The organism is Pseudarthrobacter sp. GA104 (assembly GCF_009741265.1).
Lineage (GTDB): Bacteria > Actinomycetota > Actinomycetes > Actinomycetales > Micrococcaceae > Arthrobacter.
The window spans coordinates 1052541-1071804 of record NZ_WOWL01000001.1; the positions used below are offsets into that span (position 1 = coordinate 1052541).

Annotated in this window: 16 protein-coding genes; 6 read left to right on the top strand and 10 right to left on the bottom strand. The window is 58.8% G+C overall.

The annotated features are described in order from the left end of the window. Positions 1 to 218: 218 nt before the first annotated feature. From GK109_RS04695 to GK109_RS04725, 7 genes are all read right to left on the bottom strand, one after another. Positions 219 to 1634 (bottom strand): AAA family ATPase, encoded by a 1416-nt coding sequence (locus GK109_RS04695; protein ID WP_157238849.1) that lies wholly within the window; start codon positions 1632 to 1634, stop codon positions 219 to 221. A 1099-nt stretch (positions 1635 to 2733) separates the two neighbouring features. Continuing rightward, positions 2734 to 3423 carry a helicase associated domain-containing protein gene (locus tag GK109_RS04705; RefSeq protein ID WP_157238851.1) on the bottom strand — a complete coding sequence of 230 codons (690 nt, stop codon included), beginning with the start codon at positions 3421 to 3423 and terminating at the stop codon, positions 2734 to 2736. A 16-nt stretch (positions 3424 to 3439) separates the two neighbouring features. Further along, entirely contained in the window at positions 3440 to 3607 is a 168-nt protein-coding gene (locus tag GK109_RS21880) for a hypothetical protein (RefSeq protein ID WP_197432403.1), read from the bottom strand. Between the two features lie 468 nt (positions 3608 to 4075). Further along, positions 4076 to 4666 (bottom strand): hypothetical protein, encoded by a 591-nt coding sequence (locus tag GK109_RS04710; protein WP_157238852.1) that lies wholly within the window; start codon positions 4664 to 4666, stop codon positions 4076 to 4078. Positions 4667 to 4680: 14 nt separating this feature from the next. Then, positions 4681 to 6543: a DEAD/DEAH box helicase family protein gene (locus GK109_RS04715; protein WP_157238853.1), complete on the bottom strand. Its 1863-nt coding sequence runs from the start codon at positions 6541 to 6543 to the stop codon at positions 4681 to 4683. After that, positions 6438 to 8960 (bottom strand): ATP-binding protein, encoded by a 2523-nt coding sequence (locus GK109_RS04720; RefSeq protein WP_197432405.1) that lies wholly within the window; start codon positions 8958 to 8960, stop codon positions 6438 to 6440. The genes GK109_RS04715 and GK109_RS04720 overlap by 106 nt, the downstream gene beginning before the upstream one ends. Before the next feature lie 277 nt (positions 8961 to 9237). Then, the gene (locus GK109_RS04725) at positions 9238 to 10086 is read right to left on the bottom strand and encodes a DUF3883 domain-containing protein (protein WP_157238855.1); all 849 of its coding nucleotides are present in this window, start codon (positions 10084 to 10086) and stop codon (positions 9238 to 9240) included. A gap of 540 nt (positions 10087 to 10626) precedes the next feature. On the opposite strand from GK109_RS04725, the gene GK109_RS04730 reads away from it, so the two are divergent. Next, a complete protein-coding gene (locus tag GK109_RS04730) occupies positions 10627 to 11352 on the top strand; it encodes a DNA (cytosine-5-)-methyltransferase (protein ID WP_197432406.1) in 726 nt (241 codons plus the stop codon). A 68-nt stretch (positions 11353 to 11420) separates the two neighbouring features. Then, positions 11421 to 11519 carry a DNA cytosine methyltransferase gene (locus tag GK109_RS21885; protein WP_231754798.1) on the top strand — a complete coding sequence of 33 codons (99 nt, stop codon included), beginning with the start codon at positions 11421 to 11423 and terminating at the stop codon, positions 11517 to 11519. Between the two features lie 358 nt (positions 11520 to 11877). Here GK109_RS21885 and GK109_RS04735 read toward each other — a convergent pair whose 3' ends face one another. Genes GK109_RS04735 through GK109_RS04745 form a run of 3 tightly spaced genes read right to left on the bottom strand, consistent with a single transcriptional unit; the run spans position 11878 to position 14942 of the window. After that, positions 11878 to 12657 carry a carbon-nitrogen hydrolase family protein gene (locus GK109_RS04735; protein WP_370460403.1) on the bottom strand — a complete coding sequence of 260 codons (780 nt, stop codon included), beginning with the start codon at positions 12655 to 12657 and terminating at the stop codon, positions 11878 to 11880. A 47-nt stretch (positions 12658 to 12704) separates the two neighbouring features. After that, complete coding sequence (locus GK109_RS04740) at positions 12705 to 14054, bottom strand: APC family permease (protein ID WP_370460404.1); 1350 nt, start codon at positions 14052 to 14054, stop codon at positions 12705 to 12707. A gap of 9 nt (positions 14055 to 14063) precedes the next feature. Next, positions 14064 to 14942 (bottom strand): carbon-nitrogen hydrolase family protein, encoded by an 879-nt coding sequence (locus GK109_RS04745; protein WP_157238856.1) that lies wholly within the window; start codon positions 14940 to 14942, stop codon positions 14064 to 14066. Between the two features lie 96 nt (positions 14943 to 15038). On the opposite strand from GK109_RS04745, the gene GK109_RS04750 reads away from it, so the two are divergent. The 4 genes from GK109_RS04750 to GK109_RS04765 all read left to right on the top strand — a co-directional run bounded on the left by GK109_RS04750 (position 15039) and on the right by GK109_RS04765 (position 19198). Next, positions 15039 to 15806: a FadR/GntR family transcriptional regulator gene (locus GK109_RS04750; protein WP_157238857.1), complete on the top strand. Its 768-nt coding sequence runs from the start codon at positions 15039 to 15041 to the stop codon at positions 15804 to 15806. A 349-nt stretch (positions 15807 to 16155) separates the two neighbouring features. Beyond that, the gene (locus GK109_RS04755; protein ID WP_157238858.1) at positions 16156 to 17049 is read left to right on the top strand and encodes an Ltp family lipoprotein; all 894 of its coding nucleotides are present in this window, start codon (positions 16156 to 16158) and stop codon (positions 17047 to 17049) included. Positions 17050 to 17308: 259 nt separating this feature from the next. After that, on the top strand, positions 17309 to 17599 hold the full coding sequence (locus GK109_RS04760) for a hypothetical protein (RefSeq protein WP_157238859.1): 291 nt from the start codon (positions 17309 to 17311) through the stop codon (positions 17597 to 17599). Between the two features lie 420 nt (positions 17600 to 18019). Then, positions 18020 to 19198, top strand: coding sequence for an ROK family protein (locus GK109_RS04765; RefSeq protein ID WP_157238860.1), 1179 nt, complete (start codon positions 18020 to 18022; stop codon positions 19196 to 19198). Positions 19199 to 19264: the final 66 nt, after the last annotated feature.

The following is a 19264-nucleotide window of genomic DNA, read 5'->3' on the forward strand; positions in this document are numbered from 1 at the left end:
GGCCTGTGTCCCATCTCCTGCAAGTCCCGTGAAACATTGCTTGGCGTACGCCCCGAAAATGATGGCAATGAACGTCGGCAGGTGATACCGCGATAAAGGGCCGATCCTGCCCTTGTCCGGTCGGGCTGTGCAATCCGGCCATGGTCGAGCCCGACGTCCTCTCAGACACCCCGCCCGGAACGTTGATGGCGCTCCCGGCCAGAATCCTAGACGGCCCCCTAGGGAAGAGTCATTGGGAAACCTGCCGACGTGAGGATATTGGATAAATGCAGGCGAACAGGAGGGCGACGATGGGCACCTGCCGCCAAAGCACCTGCAAGCCAAGCATCCCCTTTACCCAAGTTAATTTCCGGTGCAAATCGTTCTAGTTCCCCTACATGTACTGGCACTATGCCTCGCTCCGCTAGCTTGCTTAGAAACTCATCTGCTTTGCCTCGCTGAGCTCTAAAGCCGCTAACTCCGAAGTCTTTGAGTCTCTGCCATTCGCTATCGACCCTCAGGACGTTCGTAATGTCTCTCTTGGTATTGCCTGTGTAGTCATCGCCTAGGTTTTGCCCTAAGACCACTTGAACGAGACGGAGCACTTCTTCATTTTTTCTGATTACGCGGGGCGTTCTGAACTCTGCCGTAGCAGCAGCGTACGTGCTTTGAATGTCACTCCAGTTACCTTGAAATAGCGCGAACAGCTTTTGGATGGTCTGCTCATCGTTGACTATGTCCAAGTCAGGAGAAGCGACAACCGGCACACCCGAAGCGAGCAGCACGCGGGACAGGGCGCTGATGTGTCCCTTGCCTGAAGATGAAATGAAAAGGACATCATGCGGACGAATAGGCAATGTGGTTTCTTCATCCAACGCTTCCAGGGCAGCAGCATAGAAACGGCAATCCCTTTCATTCTCGGTCACAACCACCACACGATGAAAAAGGCCGTCCAAGAGGTTCGAATGCCGCAAAGCGGCGGAACTCCAAGCACTTCGAAGAGTGTTGGATTCTAAGTGGGTAGCAACGGACGTGTCCCGGTCTCTGCTAAGGCGAATAACGGAGACAGCCACCTCGTCTGCGTCCAAGAGCCCAGTGAGAAAGTGCCTATCGTGCGTGGCGACGACAAGTTGGATGGCGCGTGAATGGGCCAACCGGGCGAGAGTTGAGCCTAAAATTCTGGCTTGAGGCGGGTGGAGAAAAGCCTCCGGCTCATCCACGAGGATTATAGGGAAACTTGCCGTAATGACTGGCAGAAGAAGCGCAAGCGCGCTCTGCATGCCATCACCTTGGGTATGCAAGGCAGGAAGGGACTTCAGTTCTTCCTTGTAAGCGCCACCACCGCTGTATAGCTGATCCACTGGTGGAGCCTCGGCGGATGGCTTACCCACTCGAAAGAAGACGTTTCCGCTCAGCGGGTCGAGCGTAAGGTCAATCCCAAAGATGCTCTTAGCTGCCGATAGGAACTGTTCGTGCAGTTCCGCCCTATCCTCCAGATAGTGCACAGCATGGATTGCAGGATCACCGAAATCCAGTCTCCGTTGAACTGGTTGAATGTGCTCGAAGCGTTGCTGTGCCACAGCTAGATAGGCCAAGTACGGCGCCAGCGCACCTAAAGGGTTTCCGCCTTGCTCACTGCCCTTGCGGTATTGCACTATATCGCCTGCACTTGTTCTGCCTCCCCCTGCACCCCCGGTGACATGAAACCAACTGGTGCGTTCGGCGCATCTGAGTACGCGTAGTTCTGCCCTATCCACTCCAGCATGTCGGCAATGGAGCCCTCCCACTCATAAGAACACTTCTGGAGGACGTGATGAACCGGGGTGGGCTGCCCATAGTGGCTGTGAATGACTCCATAAATCTCCCGAAGTAACGTCGATTTCCCGACGTTGTTGCCACCCACAATTGCAGTTACACCTGTCTTCGCGATGGGAACTTGTTCCCCGGAGATGAGCTCTAGGGACGAGAGACGAAAGCCGAATTTGTTTGCTTCCCCTCCCGCCAATTCATCGCCTAGGTCCGTAAGCCAAGGCCGAGTGGATCGTTCACTATTGTGCATAGCGATGAGCTTATACAAGGGGACCGCCACTGCCACAGGGACCGTGCATGATGCAGGGTTGAGTTGAAAGCCGCCTGAACCTGCAGCCGCTTCGAAACTTAGCCGTCCGCACACACGAACCTCCGCTAGAAGTTAAGACGTGCCTAAAGTTGCTTGGTTGTCTGACACGGCCCTTGCTTTGCTACGGCAGAACGCCTCCAAATCGTGCTGCTGACAAGATGTGCGACCACTATAGGGTCCCTTCATCCCTAGTAAACAGTTACGTCCTCGAAACCCTCCACGCACACTAGGCGGTCAAGCAGCAGACTGGTTAAGGGACGAGAAGACGCAATTTGGCACCAGCTCGAACAAACCACCAACCACGGCCTCGAAAGGAAAACAACGCCCTCGTGCAGAAGCTATGGCACTAGCCGTGATTCATTGCATATCTTCAACGCTCCGGACGCGTGGGACTACTAGATTGCGCGCCATCTTCGCCAGCTCAATACAGGGGCAGGCGCAGGGGCGAGTGGCGGGTTGAGGCACTCATTTTCGAGGAGTACATCTCCCTGGAAAAGACTACGGACTGAGTCTGCCCACTCAGCGAGCGTTGGCCTGGCGCAACGAGACTGCGCCCGGCGGCGGGCTGTTTGGTTTGGCGCGAGACTGCTCATTTATCCCCCCAGATTTCGCCGCATAACGGGCCCCGGCAGGGTTTACCCGGAGGAGGACGAACCTGAAGTCCCTGGGGTGCACGGTCGGCTGTTCGGGCCTCGTCGCGGCCTGCCCTGCCGCCATCCCGGGATTACCTCGTCAAGCTGCGCCTTCTTGGCTGGATCCAGCTTCCCGGCGCGCTCGTTCATGCGTTGGACGTGCAGCCACACACCCAGTACCCGTTCTCCTTGGTCATCGGTCTTGTTGTGCCGGGGCCAATCGTTGCCAACAGCCCTGTAGGCAGAGACCTCAGCCAGACGCTGCTTCCAGCGCGCCTGGTCATCAGCCTGTTTTGTGGAAGGCCTGCTCCAGCCCGGAATCTCGTCGAGAGCCTCAGCGTAGATGGGGGACAGAGTGCCCTCTGCTGCTTCCTGACGGCGATGGTGCAGCCATGCAGTCAGAGCTTTTTCGCGGGCTGAGCGCCTTGTCGGCAACCGGCCCACGGCTTGGTAGAAGGCAATGATGTCTTCCAGGTTCCGCCGTCCCGCTGCTGTCAGCCGCTGCCGGGCTACAGGAAGCGCCGCCTGGTGCTCAGCCCTGATACCGGGTTCCTGCTTGGCGGCGATGGCCAGGTGATACCTGACCGTGGTTTCAGCGACGCCGGCGCCCGCGGCGATCTTCGGTGTGGGAATGCCGCGCCGGTACATCAGGACCCACTCAGGATCGGGGGCGGTGCGTCGGGTCTGGGTCATGAGTATGGCGATGCCATCAGCGCAGGGGTTCGTCGTTGGGCCGTGCGGCCTTATTCAATTCATTGATCCGCACCCGAAGGAACACGATGACGAGGACCAGGGCGTACACCGCAAGTCCGGCCAGCAAGGTCATGAAGATCGCGTAGAGAACACCGATAACACCGAAGGCAGGACTGAGATTCATTGTTTCCCCCGAAAGTCGTTAGCCCTAGGTTACGCGGGCCGCAGCAGTTATCAAGGCAGGAAGAGGCAGCCCTGTGGGTAGTGTGAACCGGGTGAGCTTCTCCCGCGAACTCGCTGATGGCATCGCCCTGCGACCCGTTCAAGATTCTGATGCCCAGGCTCTGATGGCGGTATTTCAAAGGAACCGGGAGTACCTAGCACCGTGGGAGCCGATCTGGCCTGAGGAGTTCTACACCGCCCCGGGTCAGCAATAGGTGATTGACCGGCGGCGGGCTGAGTTGGACGCCGGAACAGCACTTCGGATGGTGCTGGCAGGAATGGGGCAGCATCCTCGGTCTGCTGAACCTCAGTTCAATCATGCGTGGTGCTTCCAAAACGCCCACTTCGGTTACTGGCGCTAGTTTCCTCGTCCTTTATCAGACTTCCGCTGGCATCTGTCCAAGAACTCATAGTGTGCTTGGGCATCAAATTACTCCTGCTCCGGGGGGATTCCTATTCCAGCCAAGCGTAGTAGACGGGCTCGGCTGTTTTCGCTCAAAGTCTTGTCTTGCCGGATGTTGCGGTGGATCAGAATGACCGCGGCCGTCTGAGCGGCCGGGACTGAATCCACGAGGGTATAAGCCTGCCCTCCTGGGTGATCAGACGCGAGCAGTGCAAAGCCTAGGTCCCTCAGGTCTCTCGCCCGGCGCTCGGTGTGCACGGCATCTCCCGTCAACATCCGGAGCTCGTCTGCATAAACAGCGGTGCCAACGCGCGGCACTAAGTAGGCCAGCAACATGGCGTGAACTCGGCTAAAGCCGCTTACTCGGAGGTACTTCTCAGGTATCTGAGTGAAAGTAGACCTCATAGCGTGCTCAATCATTATTTTTGCCGATTCTAGGTGACTATTGTCACTGTACTTTTCAACAGCCAGCTGTTCGAATGCACGTGCCAGCACACGTTTCGCCTCGAGGTATCCCGCTATCAGGCGACGGTCGGTTGTATCCTCATCTCGCAGCAACACAGCCAGGGCCTCTACTTCTTCCTGGGCGGCGTGTCGCTCCTGCTTCCAATTAGTCACAACTATTGGTCCTTTCAGCTCGTCGGCAGGTTTTCGACGGGGGGAAATCGCAGTACACTGACGTCCTCGCCGACGTCCTCAATTTCCTTGATATCACCCAGCCATTCCCGTAGGAAGCTTGCTCCGTCCATATCTGGTTCATTGGCCCGCAAGAAACTAATACGCGACGGCAGATTCAGCCTTACGGGTGAGCCTGGCCGGGGTCCTCCTTCATCAAGGGCCCGCTGAAGGTCTAGTCCCGCTGCGAAACGACGAACATCCGAGACAAAGTCAAGAACAACTACCCGCTCCTTTCCGGGCGCGAGTCGAAGTCCTCTACCCAGCTGCTGTACGAATATTCTTCTGCTATGAGTGACTCGTTGAAAAACAACCAAGTTTACATCGGGTACGTCCACGCCTTCATTGAGCACATCAACTGCACACAGGATGCCGATTTTACCGGACGAAAAGTCCCACAAAAGCCTGTTTCGTTCTATTGGTCCCATAATGTCACCAGATGATGATCGAGAAAAAATCGGAACGGCATTTGTAAACCCCAGCGCATTTATACGCATAGCAATCTTTTCGGCATGCTCGACGGTTCCACAAAAAACAATTCCGCGTCGAAGCTCGCCCAAGTCCTCCCATGCCTCACGAGTTCTTTCAACTACAGCATCGTCCCACTGGTTTATAAACAAGGTTCTATTTATGGCACGAGGGGTAAACCGGTCGCCTTTGAGCGCCTTGAGAGCTGACCAATCCACGTTATCTGTGAACATTCGATAATCAACATTGGCCAAGAAGTCACTTCTAAGTCCCCGGACCAGGTCAATACTGACGACAGGCGCATCGAAGCGGACATCCAAGGCAGACCCGTCAGGACGCCATGGAGTGGCAGTCAGGCCAAGTAGGAAGGGCCCATGAGGGGCCCCGACGTCAAGCGAGTCCAGCAACTTTTCGTAGGTCTCCGCCCCCAAGTGGTGGCATTCGTCCACAACTACAATGTCAAAATTTGGAAGACTAACGCCGCTCGCGGCAGCGATAGAAAGGGTGTCTCTCGACGCGAAAACCGCGGAAAAGTGAGACAAATCGGCCCATCTTGGCCTCTCCACACCGTTCACGACAACTGTTGACTGCCCCTTAGCAAAAAACGGCCAAAAAGACCGTTCAAGCTGATAAATGAGGTCATTGGTGTGAGCCAAAACGAGGACACGAAGGTCCCCACGCAGAGCAGTCAGACGTCGAATCGATTCTGCTGCAACGACCGTCTTTCCTAGCCCAGTGGCCAAGACAACCAGGGCGGATGACGAGCTGTCATTGACCCAAGTATTGATGATCCTGGAAACTGCCTCCGCCTGATATTCCCGAAGGCGAAATTTCTCCGGCTCCCTTACTACAAGGGCGTTTTCAGGTAGCCTCTGAACTCGACGAGCAAGCGCTGCACGATCCCAGAGCTGAATGTTGATCCCTTCGGCCGCCAGCTTCCGCCGTTGATTATGCAGATCACTGGTGAAACCCGATTTGCTAACAATCACGGGAACATCAGCATCGTAGCTCTTAGCAGCAGCAACCGTTCGGTCAATCACCTCAGATCCTACTGGGGAGCTCCATCGCTTCACTTGAAAGAGCCAACGCTTACCTGCTTTCACAGCTAATACGTCAGCGCCGCCGTCGCCTGAAGTCCCAACCACTGTGGGATATTTGAATCCCTCGGCCGTAAGCAACCTCGCAACAAGCCTTTCGAAACCTTGCCAGCTAGATGAAGCAATAGCTCTGTCACTCAAAAAGTCATTCACAGGAGGTGGGTTTCCAAGTACTCCCTCGATGCCGCTGCACGGGTAATGATCAAGGGATCTTGATACCGGAATCTCAAGAAAGCAGCACAATCTTCGAGACATCGAGAAAAAATACCCACGTATTGTTCGCGAGCATTTTCCGCTGCACTCTCACCGACAATAGACGCATCGGGAAGTTGAACGGACCAAACAGTACCAAACCAGCCGTCCGGATTTCGTGCGAAAAAGCGGGCTGAAACACCAGGGCCAGCAAATCGAAGGTAGGCGCCGTTATGCCGGAGATCAGACAACTCGTGCAAGCGCCCCAGACTAATAAGACGGTCAGCGAGCTCTCTTTGCTCAAACTGATCTAGCTGGTCATAGAAGTCAGCTGCATCCGTACTAAGTTCAAGACGTTCGGAGATCTTATCGAATAGAGCGCGGATAGAGTCTATGACCTTGTCGGGCCCGGACGAAAGCTGCTCTCCCCACACCTCTGTTAGCACCTGAGCTGCAATATTCCCTACTGAGTGTCCAGGTCGCCCAGCAAGATCTAGCCGCATATTGTACAAATACTGGGCAGCCTCAACTGCTGCAGCTTCTTCAGGTCTCATGCCAAGCTGAACAAACGAAGCATGAGACAAATCCATAAACATTTCGATTGTTCCGGCAGACTTCCGTGCAACCGAAGGGACCGCGGGTCCATCAAAAACGGGCTTGAGCTGACCCACCCTATAAACTGTCAAGTCCAGCGGTTCTGTCCTACGAAGATCTGCCATCACGAAGGACTTATTAGAAAACGACAGATCGTCAACGATCTCACCTGTACGCTTGAGTACGTCTACGCTTAGAGGGTTCTCAGCACCCCGAATTGCAGCGCATTTTACGCACACCTCATCATCGATCCCATTCCAGGAAGCGCAAACTTCGCACTTCCAAGGCTCCTGAACCTCTGGGATCTGAGAAGCTGAACAGGCTGGACAGGAAACCGCAGAGAGCGGTATCTCAGTTGAGCATTCGACGCAAGCTTTACCATGAATTATACGCCCACAATCACCACAAAGTTCCTCATCAGGTCTGTTCTGAAATCCGCAGTCCGGGCATTCCTCCATAGCGAGAACGGGAGGTGTTGAGGCTGTTTCGATGAGATCCCACCAGCGAGCGTCATCGTAAAAGCCGACTTCCCGTGCCATGAATCTCCTGTAGAGATCAGCTTCTACTTCCCTACTAACGCGTACGGCCTTCCCCGTAGCCTCGTCGTAGCGTCCCATGTACATGTCGGCTCGCCCGTAGTTGCGCACCTTACGGTAGCCCTGAAAAATTCTGGACACCGGAGACTCATTCCGAGTCCCATCCTTCCAGTTACTAGGCAACAGTGAGCCGCCCCGGAGAAATTCGATCGCCCGCTGCCACTCTTCGCTGCTCCGCTGGAAGTCCTGCTTTTGGAAGTCTACAGGCACATGGTCCAAGTGAATTTCGCCTACAATTCTGCCCGTCTGTTGGTCCGTGGGATATTCTTTGACCGATTCCCCCAGATCATTCACAAAACTGAAAAAGGCGTCCTTCTCGCCAACACGAATAACACGTCCATTTCTGACGAGGTCTATTCCAAACTTGTTATTGTCATCGAATCGCTGTACTCCCACCCATCCCCGGACACGCTCTTCTACAGTCCTGAACTCCGACTCCCCGCACTCCAGGCATACAGGTGAGGCGGGATCTATAACAGACCCATCTTGCATGCATCGGCGCTGGGAAAGCAGGACCCGGTCAATGTCGATCCTGGCAGGAATCAATCCCCACCCTTGACGCTCGACACTTCGCTCGGCACTCCAAGTGCAGTGCTCAAAGCCAGTTACTCGGTCTTGGTTTAATACGATGCGTGCGGTTGAGGAGGTTTTGAGCAGACTCGCATATCTGCGTCCGATTTGGGCGGCCAGCGTCCCTTTGGGAATACTGGCAAGTTGGTAGGCAAAGCCCGCATTAGGGTGGCCTTCCGGCCACCATGCTGTTACCTCAACCATTGTGCCGTGATCAAAATTTGGGGGCTTGGGAACCTTATCGACTGGGACTTCGAAAACGCGGTTCTTAACGAGCTTTGGGAGGTCGATGACTACTCGTAAGGCAAAATCATCAGCTCTTCTTGCAGTCGTTACAGTCGTCTTCTGTCCCAATTTTCCTGTAGCGATATTGAACCCCATGCCGAACAACCCGAGGGTGTCATACCGATTTTTTCCGCTGAAACCTGCACGGAGCGTATTAGCAAGCCCGAACCGGTCAAGACCAGCTCCGTTGTCGACCACACGAATCATCCCGTCTCCACGCTTCGCCTGCGTCGCCCCGGGGATGGTTATCTCAAGGTGCGGATGACGTATAGGCTCTCCAGCGATTTCCGCAGCGCGAAAGGCATCAATACCGTTGTCGATCAACTCACACAATGCTTCAAGGGGCTTCAACGGAGTATGTGTGAGCGCTAGAAGGACCTTTGTGTCCGGCGTTATGTCAAGGACCTCACCAAGCGCCGATTCAGTACTGTTCACATTTCCCCCTGCATCTACCGAAGCCGGGGGCTGAAGCCCCCCGCCACTGGTTTTCGATTGTAAGGGCGCCAGCAGCATGCGCCGTGACACCACGAGGTTGTTTCGCAAATCCTTCGGTTTCCAAAGCGCATGAACTCGGAACGGCCATGGTCGAGTAGTCATTAACTGCTGTCGACTCGAGCCTCCTTGTAACCGTTACTCTTCCTCTCAGTAAGGGTGCCCTGGGCCTCAACCCAGCCTTAGCTATGCTGCACAACTATCCCCACCGAGAAGCAGGCTAGGCGGGACGGGGCAGGGCTGTAAAACCGTTCGATTTGAGAACGCAACTGGCGTCGAGGCTTCCCGTAAGCGAAAACCAAGCTGGATTCTGGTCAAAGTCATATACACGAAATAGGTGGAAGCTATCCGAGTACTTCCTTGACACTTGCAGTTCATTGGGAGTGACAAAAAACGGGGTTTCCGCGCGTGATCGTGTGGTTTTTACTTCTATCAACTTTTCTTCACCGGTCTCCTCAAAGGAAAGGATGTCGTAGCCGTCACCGTCACCCCGTGACTGGCTAACGTGCTCGATCCGGTCGGCCAGATTCCCTTTGCCAGCCCTAACGAGGCGCCGATACTCGAGATCAGCCACGGCCAGCTCACCGGCCAGCCCGAGAGCACGATTTCTTGCTTCTATCAAGGCGTAGTCCGGGCGTACTGTTTGTGTCCCCGTCCACTGCGATGGTTCCGGCAGAATGATCGAGGGGATGCTTGCACTTTCGAATCCCAGAGCACTGTTAGGGCTTTTTTGAGGCGCTTGCAGCGCTTCGGCCAAGACGAGCTGGATTAGGGATAGGTCGGACCCCACCTGGCGCTGCACCTCGGCCACCAACGACTGCTGATAGTTCTGAGCCGGCTGATATCCGCGGATCGGCCGTAACCCGAGCTTCATCAGCACGGCGGAAATGTTCTGATGTTTAAATTCGATGGCTGATTCAGATCGGTTCGAGAGCAGCGGCAGAAGAGCCTTCCTGAAGTGGCTCTTCACGTACCGTTGTCCCGACACCTCCATTCGCAACATCTCTAAATAACTTCGGACCGTTACGGTCACTTCAGCCTGGGACCAATCCTTTGATTTGCCTGCCACTGTTCCCCGATCCAAATGTCGTTTGATCCGCCAGGCTACATTAGGAGAGTTGGGCAATGTGGGTCGGCGCTGGGAAAATGTGGATCTCCCGGAATCATCAGTTCGGCTAAGTGCCCGTGCTATGCAGGTCCAGCGGCTACTGCTGTCCTACTTCTGTCGGTTGCTTGTACAAGCTGACGTTTACCTGTTCCGCAACTTGTGACTGGGTGGTTGAGTGGCTCTGACCGCAAAGGTCCAGACCGTACATGCCCGGCAATAAGCCTGTTCGCAAGAATTCCGTGTCGAACGCTTCCTAAAATATCCCGGTTCTATCCAACGTCAGGAGGGATGAGGAAGTATTTCACAAGCCGATTGCCAAGCACCACAGTCGGGAAAGGCTCGACGTCATTCAAGAGGCTTGTCGGCACAGCGCTTCGGAGGCGTATGAAGCCGAAGGATAAGTTCCGCATCATAGTCGGCGCCATGGCGTAGCAGTGTCGGCGCAAGGTCTTAGGTTCTCCCCAAGGTAGTCTTAGAGGCGTAATCAGCGGGAGGAATACAGTGGCCGAAGAGTTAACGTCAGTCGAGATCTGTGCAGGGGCCGGGGGGCAGGCGCTAGGACTGGAAATGGCAGGTTTCGGGCATGAAGCCTTGGTCGAGATTGAACCTCCAGCATGCGCGACACTTCGGCTCAACCGCCCCAAATGGAACATCCTCGAGCAAGATCTCCTGGAGTGGTCGGGCAAGGCATACAAGGGCGTGGATCTCTTCGCCGGCGGAGTTCCTTGCCCTCCATTTTCAAAAGCAGGCAAACAGCTCGGTGCCGAAGACGAACGTAACTTGTTCCCGAAGGCAATAGACCTAATTGATGAGATCCGCCCTAAAGCTGTGATGCTGGAGAATGTCCGTGGCCTTCTGGACGCTGTCTTCGACACGTACCGGCGAGACGTCGAGACGCAGCTACAGAAGCTCGGCTACACGCCAGGCTGGCGCCTCCTCAACGCGTCAGACTACGGAGTTTCACAGCTGCGCCCACGAGTCATTTTCGTAGGCATCCGCAAAGACCTGGCAGAGCACTTCCATTGGCCTGTGCCCAATGAACTAATGCCCCCAACTGTCGGCGAACTCCTAAAGGACCTTATGGCTGCCAAGGGATGGAGCGGTGCCGATGAGTGGGCAGCCCGGGCTTCCGCCATCGCACCCACTTTGGTTGGTGGCTCGAAAAAGCACGGGGACCTGATCTGGGGCCAACGCGAGCCCGTGCCGCATGGGCTTCGCTGGGTGTAGAAGGGCGAACCATTGCCGACGACGTACCTGCAGAGGACCACGTGGGTATGCCCCGTCTCACTGTTCGCATGGCTGCGCGGATCCAAGGATTCCCCGACGACTGGCAGATTTCCGGTCGTAAGACTGCCGCTTACCGGCAGATAGGGAACGCCTTTCCGCCCCCGTAGCCGCGGCCGTCGGTAGGGAAATCCATAAGGCCATCTCCGTGCGCCGTCTTCACGCAGTCGCGTAGCAGAGCGATGCAAGAGGTAACGAACCAACTAGGCTTCCGCGGGTTTTCAGCGAGCTATTGACGCGTACCTTGAGGAGCAATGCCGGATCTGGGTGAAATAGGCGAGAACTGTGGTAAGCGGCGGGTAGAGAATAAGCGGCGCTACCTGCTTCGAACGCCTCAACGTCCGTTTCACCCACGACTTTCCTCTTTTGTCCTAAAGTTATGATGTTTGTCGTGTCTACCTATTGAGCAGCCCGGGAAACCAGGGAGTCTAATCCTATCCCGCCCCCGACGAAGTGCGGCAGCGACCCCTACAGCCGCCGCTGCCGGAACATCGGGAACGACTCGCGCACCCGCTCCACCGCTTCCATCGAAACCTCAACACCCAGGACGCCCGGCTCCAGCCCGAGGTCGGCCTCAACCACCCCCATTGGATCAACCAGGACGCTCCGCCCCACCGACACCGGCGGCGCCTGGCACACCCCGGCGACGTAGATGCTGTTCTCAATCGCCCGTGCCGCATTCAAAGCGAGCCACTGCTCCGTCTTGTGCTCTCCCGGCACCCAGGACGAGCAGACCAGGAGAACCTGCGCGCCGGCGTCGGCCAGGCACCTGGCCAGCTCCGGGAACCGCAGGTCGTAACAGGTCATCAGACCGAACCGCACTCCCCCGTACACGAACACCACAGGATCGGTGGACGGGCCGGGCGTGATGAACGTCGACTCCCCGAAGCCCTGCGCGTCGAACAGGTGGATCTTCCGGTAGGAAGCCAGTCGGCCGCCGTCGGGCCCGAAAGCCACCAGCGTGTTGTACGCCCTTTCCGGCTCGTTCGAGGTTTCCACCACGCCCGCCACCAGCGCGATGCGGTGGCGGCGGGCAATGGCGGCCAGTTCCTGGCAGACGGGGCCGTCCAGCGGCTCGGCGACCTCGGGGAAGGTCGCGTCCACCTTCTTCTTCTCGTAGGTGGCGTACTCCGGGAAGGCGACCAGCGCGGCGCCGTCGGCCGCTGCCTCAGAGGCGAACCGGTCGATCGCGGCGAGGTTGGCCCGGATGTCGGCGCCCGACTCCAGCTGCCCCAGCGCTATCCTCACGGCTGTTCCTTCCCTCGGGCCGGCGGCCACACTACAAATTGCCAGGGTTAGGCGGCCGCCTCGACCGTCGCCTTCTCCGTGGCCGTCATCTCCGGCGGTGACGCCTTGAAGCCACGCGTGATCAGGGCCAGGACCAGCACGCCCAGCACCAGCCAGGACACACCAAGCGTAATGGCGTTGCTGTCCAGCCGGGAGAGCAGGTAGGCGCAGATGACGGCGCCGATCACCGGGACCACCACGTAGGACACCGGGTTCAGCTGCTGCCCTGCCCGGCGCTGGCGCACATAGTGGAACACCACCGCGGCGTTCACCAGCGTGAAGGCGGTGAAGGCACCAAAGTTGATGAACGACGTCGACGTGGCCACGTCCAGGAAGATCGCGATCAGGCCCACGATGCCGGTGACCACCAGGTTCGCCACCGGGGTGTGGAACTTCTCGCTCAGCCGGCCGAAGACCGCCTTGGGCAGGACCGAGTCGCGGCCCATCGCGTACAGCAGGCGGGAGGCGCTGGCCTGCGCGGCGAGGCCGGAGGCAAACTGCGCCACCACCAGGCCGGCCAGGAACACGGCGCCGAACAGCTGCCCGCCGATCTGCAGGGCGATGGAACTGGCCGCGGAGGCCGAGTCCTCGAACACGCCGCCGGGGTGGACCAGCTGGGTCACGTAGGAGACCGCCACGAAGATGCCGCCGCCGATCAGGGCCACCAGCATGATGGCGCGCGGCACGGTCCGGCGCGGGTTGATGGTTTCCTCGGTGAGGGTGGTGACGGCGTCGAACCCCAGGAACGAGTACGCGGCGATGGCCGCGCCTGCGGAGATGGTGGCGAAGCTGGCGGTGTCGTTGAAGAACGGCTGGCCGCTGGCCAGTCCCCCGGCGCCGTTGGCGGACACCACGCTGCCGATGGCCAGTGCCACGAAGAACACGAGGACCAGCAGCTGGAACGCCATCAGCACGTAGTTGGCTTTGTCCGCCACCTTGATGCCCAGGATGTTCAGCAGCGTGGTGATGACGATGAAGCCCACGATCCAGACGCCGATGGGGATGCCGGGGAACTGGGCGCTCAGGTAGGAGCCGCCGATGAGCCAGATGACCATGGGGAGGAAGAGGTAGTCGAGCAGCACGGCCCAGCCCACCAGGAACCCCACCCGGGAATCGATGGAGCGGCGGACGTAGGTGTAGGCGGAACCGGCCACGGGGTGGGCGACGGCCATCCGTCCGTAGCTGTGCGCGGTGAACAGCATGGCCACGAGCGCCACCAGGTAGGCGGCGGGCGCGGCGCCGCCGGTGGTTTCGGCGATGATGCCGAAGATCCCCAGGACGATGATTGGGGTCAGGTACGCCAGCCCGAACAGGACCAGCGAGGGCAGCTTCAGCGTGCGGGTGAGGGTGGTTGTCACGGTGTTTCCTTAGGGCTTGTAGGACGGCGGTGTCCAGGTGGCCGGGTTGATGCGGCCTTGGTAGACGGAAAGTTCGACGGCGGGCTCCCCCTCGCGGAACTGCGACCAAGGGCGGTTGAGGTTCTCCGTGCCGTGCGTGCGGACGCGCTCGACGGCGGCAAGGTCCAGTTCCGCGGCGAGCAGCCGGGGTGCGTCGTCAGGTGCCTGGGCGAGGGTGTTGCCCTCCGGGTCGACGATGATGCTCCGGCCCATTCCGGTGGGGCCGGCGCAGTTGACGCTGACCACAAAGACCTGGTTGACGATGGCGTTGGCCTCGGCGAGGATCAGTTCCTGTTTGCGGTCCGGGGTGGTGGTTTTGACGACGTTGAGGATCACCTCGGCGCCCATCCAGGCGAGCTGGCGGGACACCTCCGGGTACCAGGCGTCGTAGCAGATGTTCAGGCCCACCCTGCCGATGCCGGGCAGGTCCACGGTGGTGAACCGGTCGCCGGGATCGTAGGGCTCGAACGGGCGCCAGGGGAAGATCTTCCGGTAGTAGCCGGCCAGCTCCCCGTCCGGGGACAGGACCAGCTGGGTGTTGAACAACTGCCCTTCCGGGCCGCGTTCGCAGACGCTGCCGGGGACCAGCCAGACGTTGAGGTCTTTCGCGAGCTGCTGCAGCTCTTTTACCCGGGGGCCGTCCAGCGGCTCGGCGCTCGCCTGGAGCATTTCGGTTCTTTGCAGGTCCGGGTTTTGGTCGCCGAAGAGATGCAGCTCGGGGAAGACCACCAGCTTGCTGTGCGGTTGCACCTCGAGTGCCGCTTTGACCTCATCGGCGAAGGCCGAGACGGGCTCGCCGATGAGCCGCGGCCGGGCCTGGGCGGCGATGAGGGGAAGGATGCGTTGCATGGGTTTTTCTCCGCGTTGGGGTGTGATCCGGGTTATATTAGATCAGAATGATCCAATAAAGGGAAGGGGGCCGGCGTGGGCCGTAAAGTAGCGGATATGACCCGTCAGCTGGAGGACACCGTCGAGCCCCCGCCCCTCGGCGCCGGCAGGATGCCCGGCATGGAGCGCCGGAGTGCCATGGACGCCGTGCGGATGCGGATCGGCATGGCGATATCTCTGGGGCTGCTGAAACCGGGCGAACGGCTGCCTGACCAGGAGGACGTTGCCCTGGGCCTTTCGGTCAGTCCGATCACCGCCCGCCGCGCTTTGGCGAGCCTGGCGGAGCAGGGCGTGGTGGTTCGCCGGCGCGGGCGGGCCGGGGGAACGTTTGTGGCGGAGGCGCCGCCTACGGATGTTTTGGCTTCACTGTCGGCGTCGCCGGCCGAGTCCCAGGCGGTGAACCGGCTGGTGGACCGGAGGCTTTTGTTTGAATGCGCCGTGACGCACTACGCGGCAGTCAACGCCACCGCTGAGCAGCTGGATGAGCTGGAGCGGCTGACCCGGGAAATGGCCGAGGCGACTGACTGGTCCTACTACCACCGGATGGACGAGCAGTTCCATGAACTGGTGGGTACTGCGTCATGCCTGGACTCCGCCGTCGAGGTTTATCACGAGACGCTCGCCGAGCTCTACGACTACTTCATCCCCTACCCCATCGAGAAGCTGCACAAATCCAACCAGGACCACATCGCCCTGGTGGCAGCCCTCCGCGCCGGAGATGTCCAGGACGCCGTGGAAGTTGCCAGGAAGCACGTGGACATCCTGCACCGGACGATGTTTATGGGACTAGCTAAGGGCGAACCCTCAGCCCCGATCTCGGACTGATAGGGGCTGCGATGGCCACTATCAGTCGGCTATCGACGTACGAATTTCCAACCAAGGCTTGGAATGAGGACCCAAAAAAGCATCAATAAATCGTCAAGATTCGCGACTAAATATCAGGATTAGCGCAGTTTTCTCCCAGAAACCAAAAAAGGCGGCATTTTCTCAGATCTAATGAAATGACTTTGACGCTATTGGGGGAAGCGAAAATGTTGTTTCTGTCGGCTGGCTCGGTGTACCGCTTTTGCGGTCCACGCTCCACGCTGGATTTCCTCCATGTGTGTCCATCACCGCACCCAACCCCGCACGCTTTTTATCGCACGTCGGTCAGGTGTCCTATGGAAGGACTCTCATGAGCCAGCAACCCTACACCGCCCCCTATCCTCCGAACTACGGCTATGGTCAACCGCCGGTAAGCAACAAGTCGTTCCTGGCGACCTGGCTGCTCTCGCTGCTCCTTGGCGTCTTCGGCGTTGACCGCTTCTACCTCGGCAAGGTGGGAACCGGCATCCTGAAGCTCGTCACCTTTGGTGGGCTCGGCATCTGGGCATTGATTGACCTCATCTTGGTGCTGGCTAACAAGACACGCGACAAGCGTGGGCTTCCGCTGGAAGGTTATGACAGGCACAAGAAAGTGGCCCTGATCGTCACCGGCGTTGTCATTCTCCTCAGCATCGTCGTCAACTCGGCCCGCGCGGGCTCTGCACCCTCGTCAGCGCCCGTCGCCTCCTCTCCCAAGGTCGCCACTGCAGGTCAGACCGCGTCTGCCACTCCAGCTCCCACAAAGGACCCCGCTGTTGCAGCGGCCGAAGCTGAGGCCGCTGCGAAAGCCAAGGCTGAGGCTGACGCAGCGGCTAAGGCAAAAGCCGAAGCCGACGCTGCCGCCAAAGCTCAGGCTGCCGCTGACGCGGCTGCTGCGAAGGCTGCGGCCGAAGCTGAGGCTGCTGCCAAGAAGGGCACCGTCAGTCAACAGAATGCTCTACGGAAAGCTGAAAGCTACCTCAAATACAGCGCCTTTTCACGCACCGATTTGATCGGGCAGCTGGAATACAACAAATTCTCGACGGAAGATGCAACGTGGGCTGTGGACCGTGTGACCGTCGACTGGAACGAGCAGGCGGCCAAGAAAGCCGCGAGCTATCTCAAGTACAGTTCCTTCTCCCGGGGGGATCTGGTCGATCAGCTGCTCTTCAACGGGTTCACCCCGGAACAGGCCGAGTACGGAGTAAGCACCACCGGCCTCTAGCTGGTCCAAAGACAATCCGTCCCATCGCGGCGTCGCGAAGAGGCTTCGGTGCCGAACTGGACAGCGAGCCGCAACGGGGCATCCAGATTTGCCAATACATTTCGAGGGGAAATTAGGTTTGAAACTCACCACAACACTGGCCAGCGGCGCGCTCCTGTGCTTGGCCCTTTCAAGCTGCGCGGGATCCCCGCAAGCAGCTCCAACCGTCACGCATACCGTTACCCAAACGGCCACGGCAACCGTTACTGCAACGGCAACAGTGACGGCGACCGCCACGGTCACAGCCGAACCTGTTGCTCCTGCCGTTGTGGCAGCCCCGGCACCGGCTCCTGCTGCACCAGCGACCGCCGTGATCCCGGCCAACGCCGCTGGAATGAATGCGGAAGCACTCGACGATGAATTGACCGCGCTTGGCTTCAAAAAGATCGTCTATAACTCTGACACCGGAAAGACCGTGCTGTTGCTCAGCAACTGGACAGTTACTGGAATCGACAACGCAGGAGCGGAACAAGCCGTCGGGAAGGCAGTGGTAGTGCACGTAACCAAATAGCCTCTGTCTCACGAGGGGGCGCGCCCGGCCAAAGCCGGACGCGCCCCTCGTGGGCTCTGAACCCGCAAACCGGGTCAACTCCACGACTACTTCATCCCCTACCTCATCGAGAAGCTGCACAAATCCAACCAGCACCGCATCGCCCTCGTGGCCGCCCTCCGCGCCGGAGATGTCCCTGGCAGCGCGCTCCCGGCCCGCGTCCGCCGTCGTACCTTCCGCCGTAAGGCGTGCTGCTGCCGACAAGTCCCGCCTACCGCCTTCCATGCAGATGCCACCACGGGACAATGCCGCTCTCCGTGCACAGAAAACGGTCATCCAGACAGCGACCAGGTGTCCTGAGTCACGATAGACTTTCGGTTACTAGTATGCATAAACGGTATCCGCTCGGATTCCTGCGTGGCGACCAAACGAGAGGTTGGAATGGCACAATCACTTTCGACAGGATCGGGCGTTGTCCTGGACCTGATCAGGTCCGGCCAGGCAACTACCAGGAATGACCTTCTGGAGCGGCTGGGGTGGTCGCGAATCACCCTTGCCCGGCGGCTCGAAGAGCTGCTGAACGCCTCCATCATCATGAGCGTAGGTCAACTGGACTCCCGCGGCGGACGCCCACCCGAAACGTTTGCGGTCAAGCCGGATTCTGGCGTGCTTCTGGCCCTCGATATCAGCGGTTCACACAGCATGGTGGCCATCACGGACCTTGTCTCCACCATCCTCAGCGTTGACGAGGCAGACATCGGGCCAAGCCAGGGGCCTGCTGAGATTTTCGAATGGGCAGGCCAGGTTTTCGACCACATGCTGCTCCGCCTGGGGAAGACCAGGGCTGACGTCGTGGGGATCGGCGTCGGCGTCCCCGGCCCCGTGGATGTCACAACCGGATGCCTGGCATCACCGCAGGTCGATAAGCAATGGGACGGCGTGGCTGTCCGCGACTACTTCTTGAGCAGATATGGACATGCCGTCCTGGCAGTTGACCGGGACGTAAACACCATGGCCCTGGCGGAAGCAAGGCGGGGCAGGGTGGGATACCGGGACATCGTGGGCGTGAAAGCCGGCATCGGGATCGGGCTGGGGTTTGTGCTGGACGGGGCCGTGTACCGCGGAGCGCGCGGAGGAGCCGGCGACCTGAGCCGGCCCCGAATCGGTGGCGGCCGCCTCCAACGGCTCGAAACCGTAGCCAGCGGAGCGGTGATACGCGCCGAACTAGTGGCCCGCGGCTACAAAGTCAGGACAGGAGCGGACATTGTTGAGCTCGCGAACAACGGGGACCACCGAACCCTGACCCTCCTGGAGGAAACGGGAACCGCCCTTGGCCAGACGCTGGCCGACATCGTTGGACTGATCAATCCCGAGGCCGTCATTATCGGCGGAAGTCTCGCAGCAGCGGGCGAACCCTTCCTCACACCCATCCGCGAGGCTATCTTCGCCGGTGCGCGTGAATTCGCCACCCGGGAGCTCGTCGTCGAACGCTCCGGCCTTGGAGATGTGGCCGGCCTGACCGGAGCATCGCTGCTTGCCCAGGACACACTCTTCGCGCCCGACAGAATCAGCCGGCTTACCCACAGCGGAGCCAACTCTCTTGTCCTGGCATCCAGCTAGGAAGACCCGCCAACGAAAATACTTTGGTCTACTAATAGACTTAAGCCACCAATCCTTGCTACGGTG

Bases quoted from the DNA above. Each gene is read 5' to 3' on its own strand.
- GK109_RS04705 (WP_157238851.1), bottom strand. From the start codon at position 3,423: ATGACCCAGACCCGACGCACCGCCCCCGATCCTGAGTGGGTCCTGATG.
- GK109_RS21880 (WP_197432403.1), bottom strand. From the start codon at position 3,607: ATGAATCTCAGTCCTGCCTTCGGTGTTATCGGTGTTCTCTACGCGATC.
- GK109_RS04715 (WP_157238853.1), bottom strand. From the start codon at position 6,543: ATGTCTCGAAGATTGTGCTGCTTTCTTGAGATTCCGGTATCAAGATCC.
- GK109_RS21885 (WP_231754798.1), top strand. From the start codon at position 11,421: ATGGCTGCGCGGATCCAAGGATTCCCCGACGACTGGCAGATTTCCGGT.
- GK109_RS04745 (WP_157238856.1), bottom strand. From the start codon at position 14,942: ATGCAACGCATCCTTCCCCTCATCGCCGCCCAGGCCCGGCCGCGGCTC.
- GK109_RS04750 (WP_157238857.1), top strand. From the start codon at position 15,039: ATGACCCGTCAGCTGGAGGACACCGTCGAGCCCCCGCCCCTCGGCGCC.
- GK109_RS04755 (WP_157238858.1), top strand. From the start codon at position 16,156: ATGAGCCAGCAACCCTACACCGCCCCCTATCCTCCGAACTACGGCTAT.
- GK109_RS04765 (WP_157238860.1), top strand. From the start codon at position 18,020: ATGGCACAATCACTTTCGACAGGATCGGGCGTTGTCCTGGACCTGATC.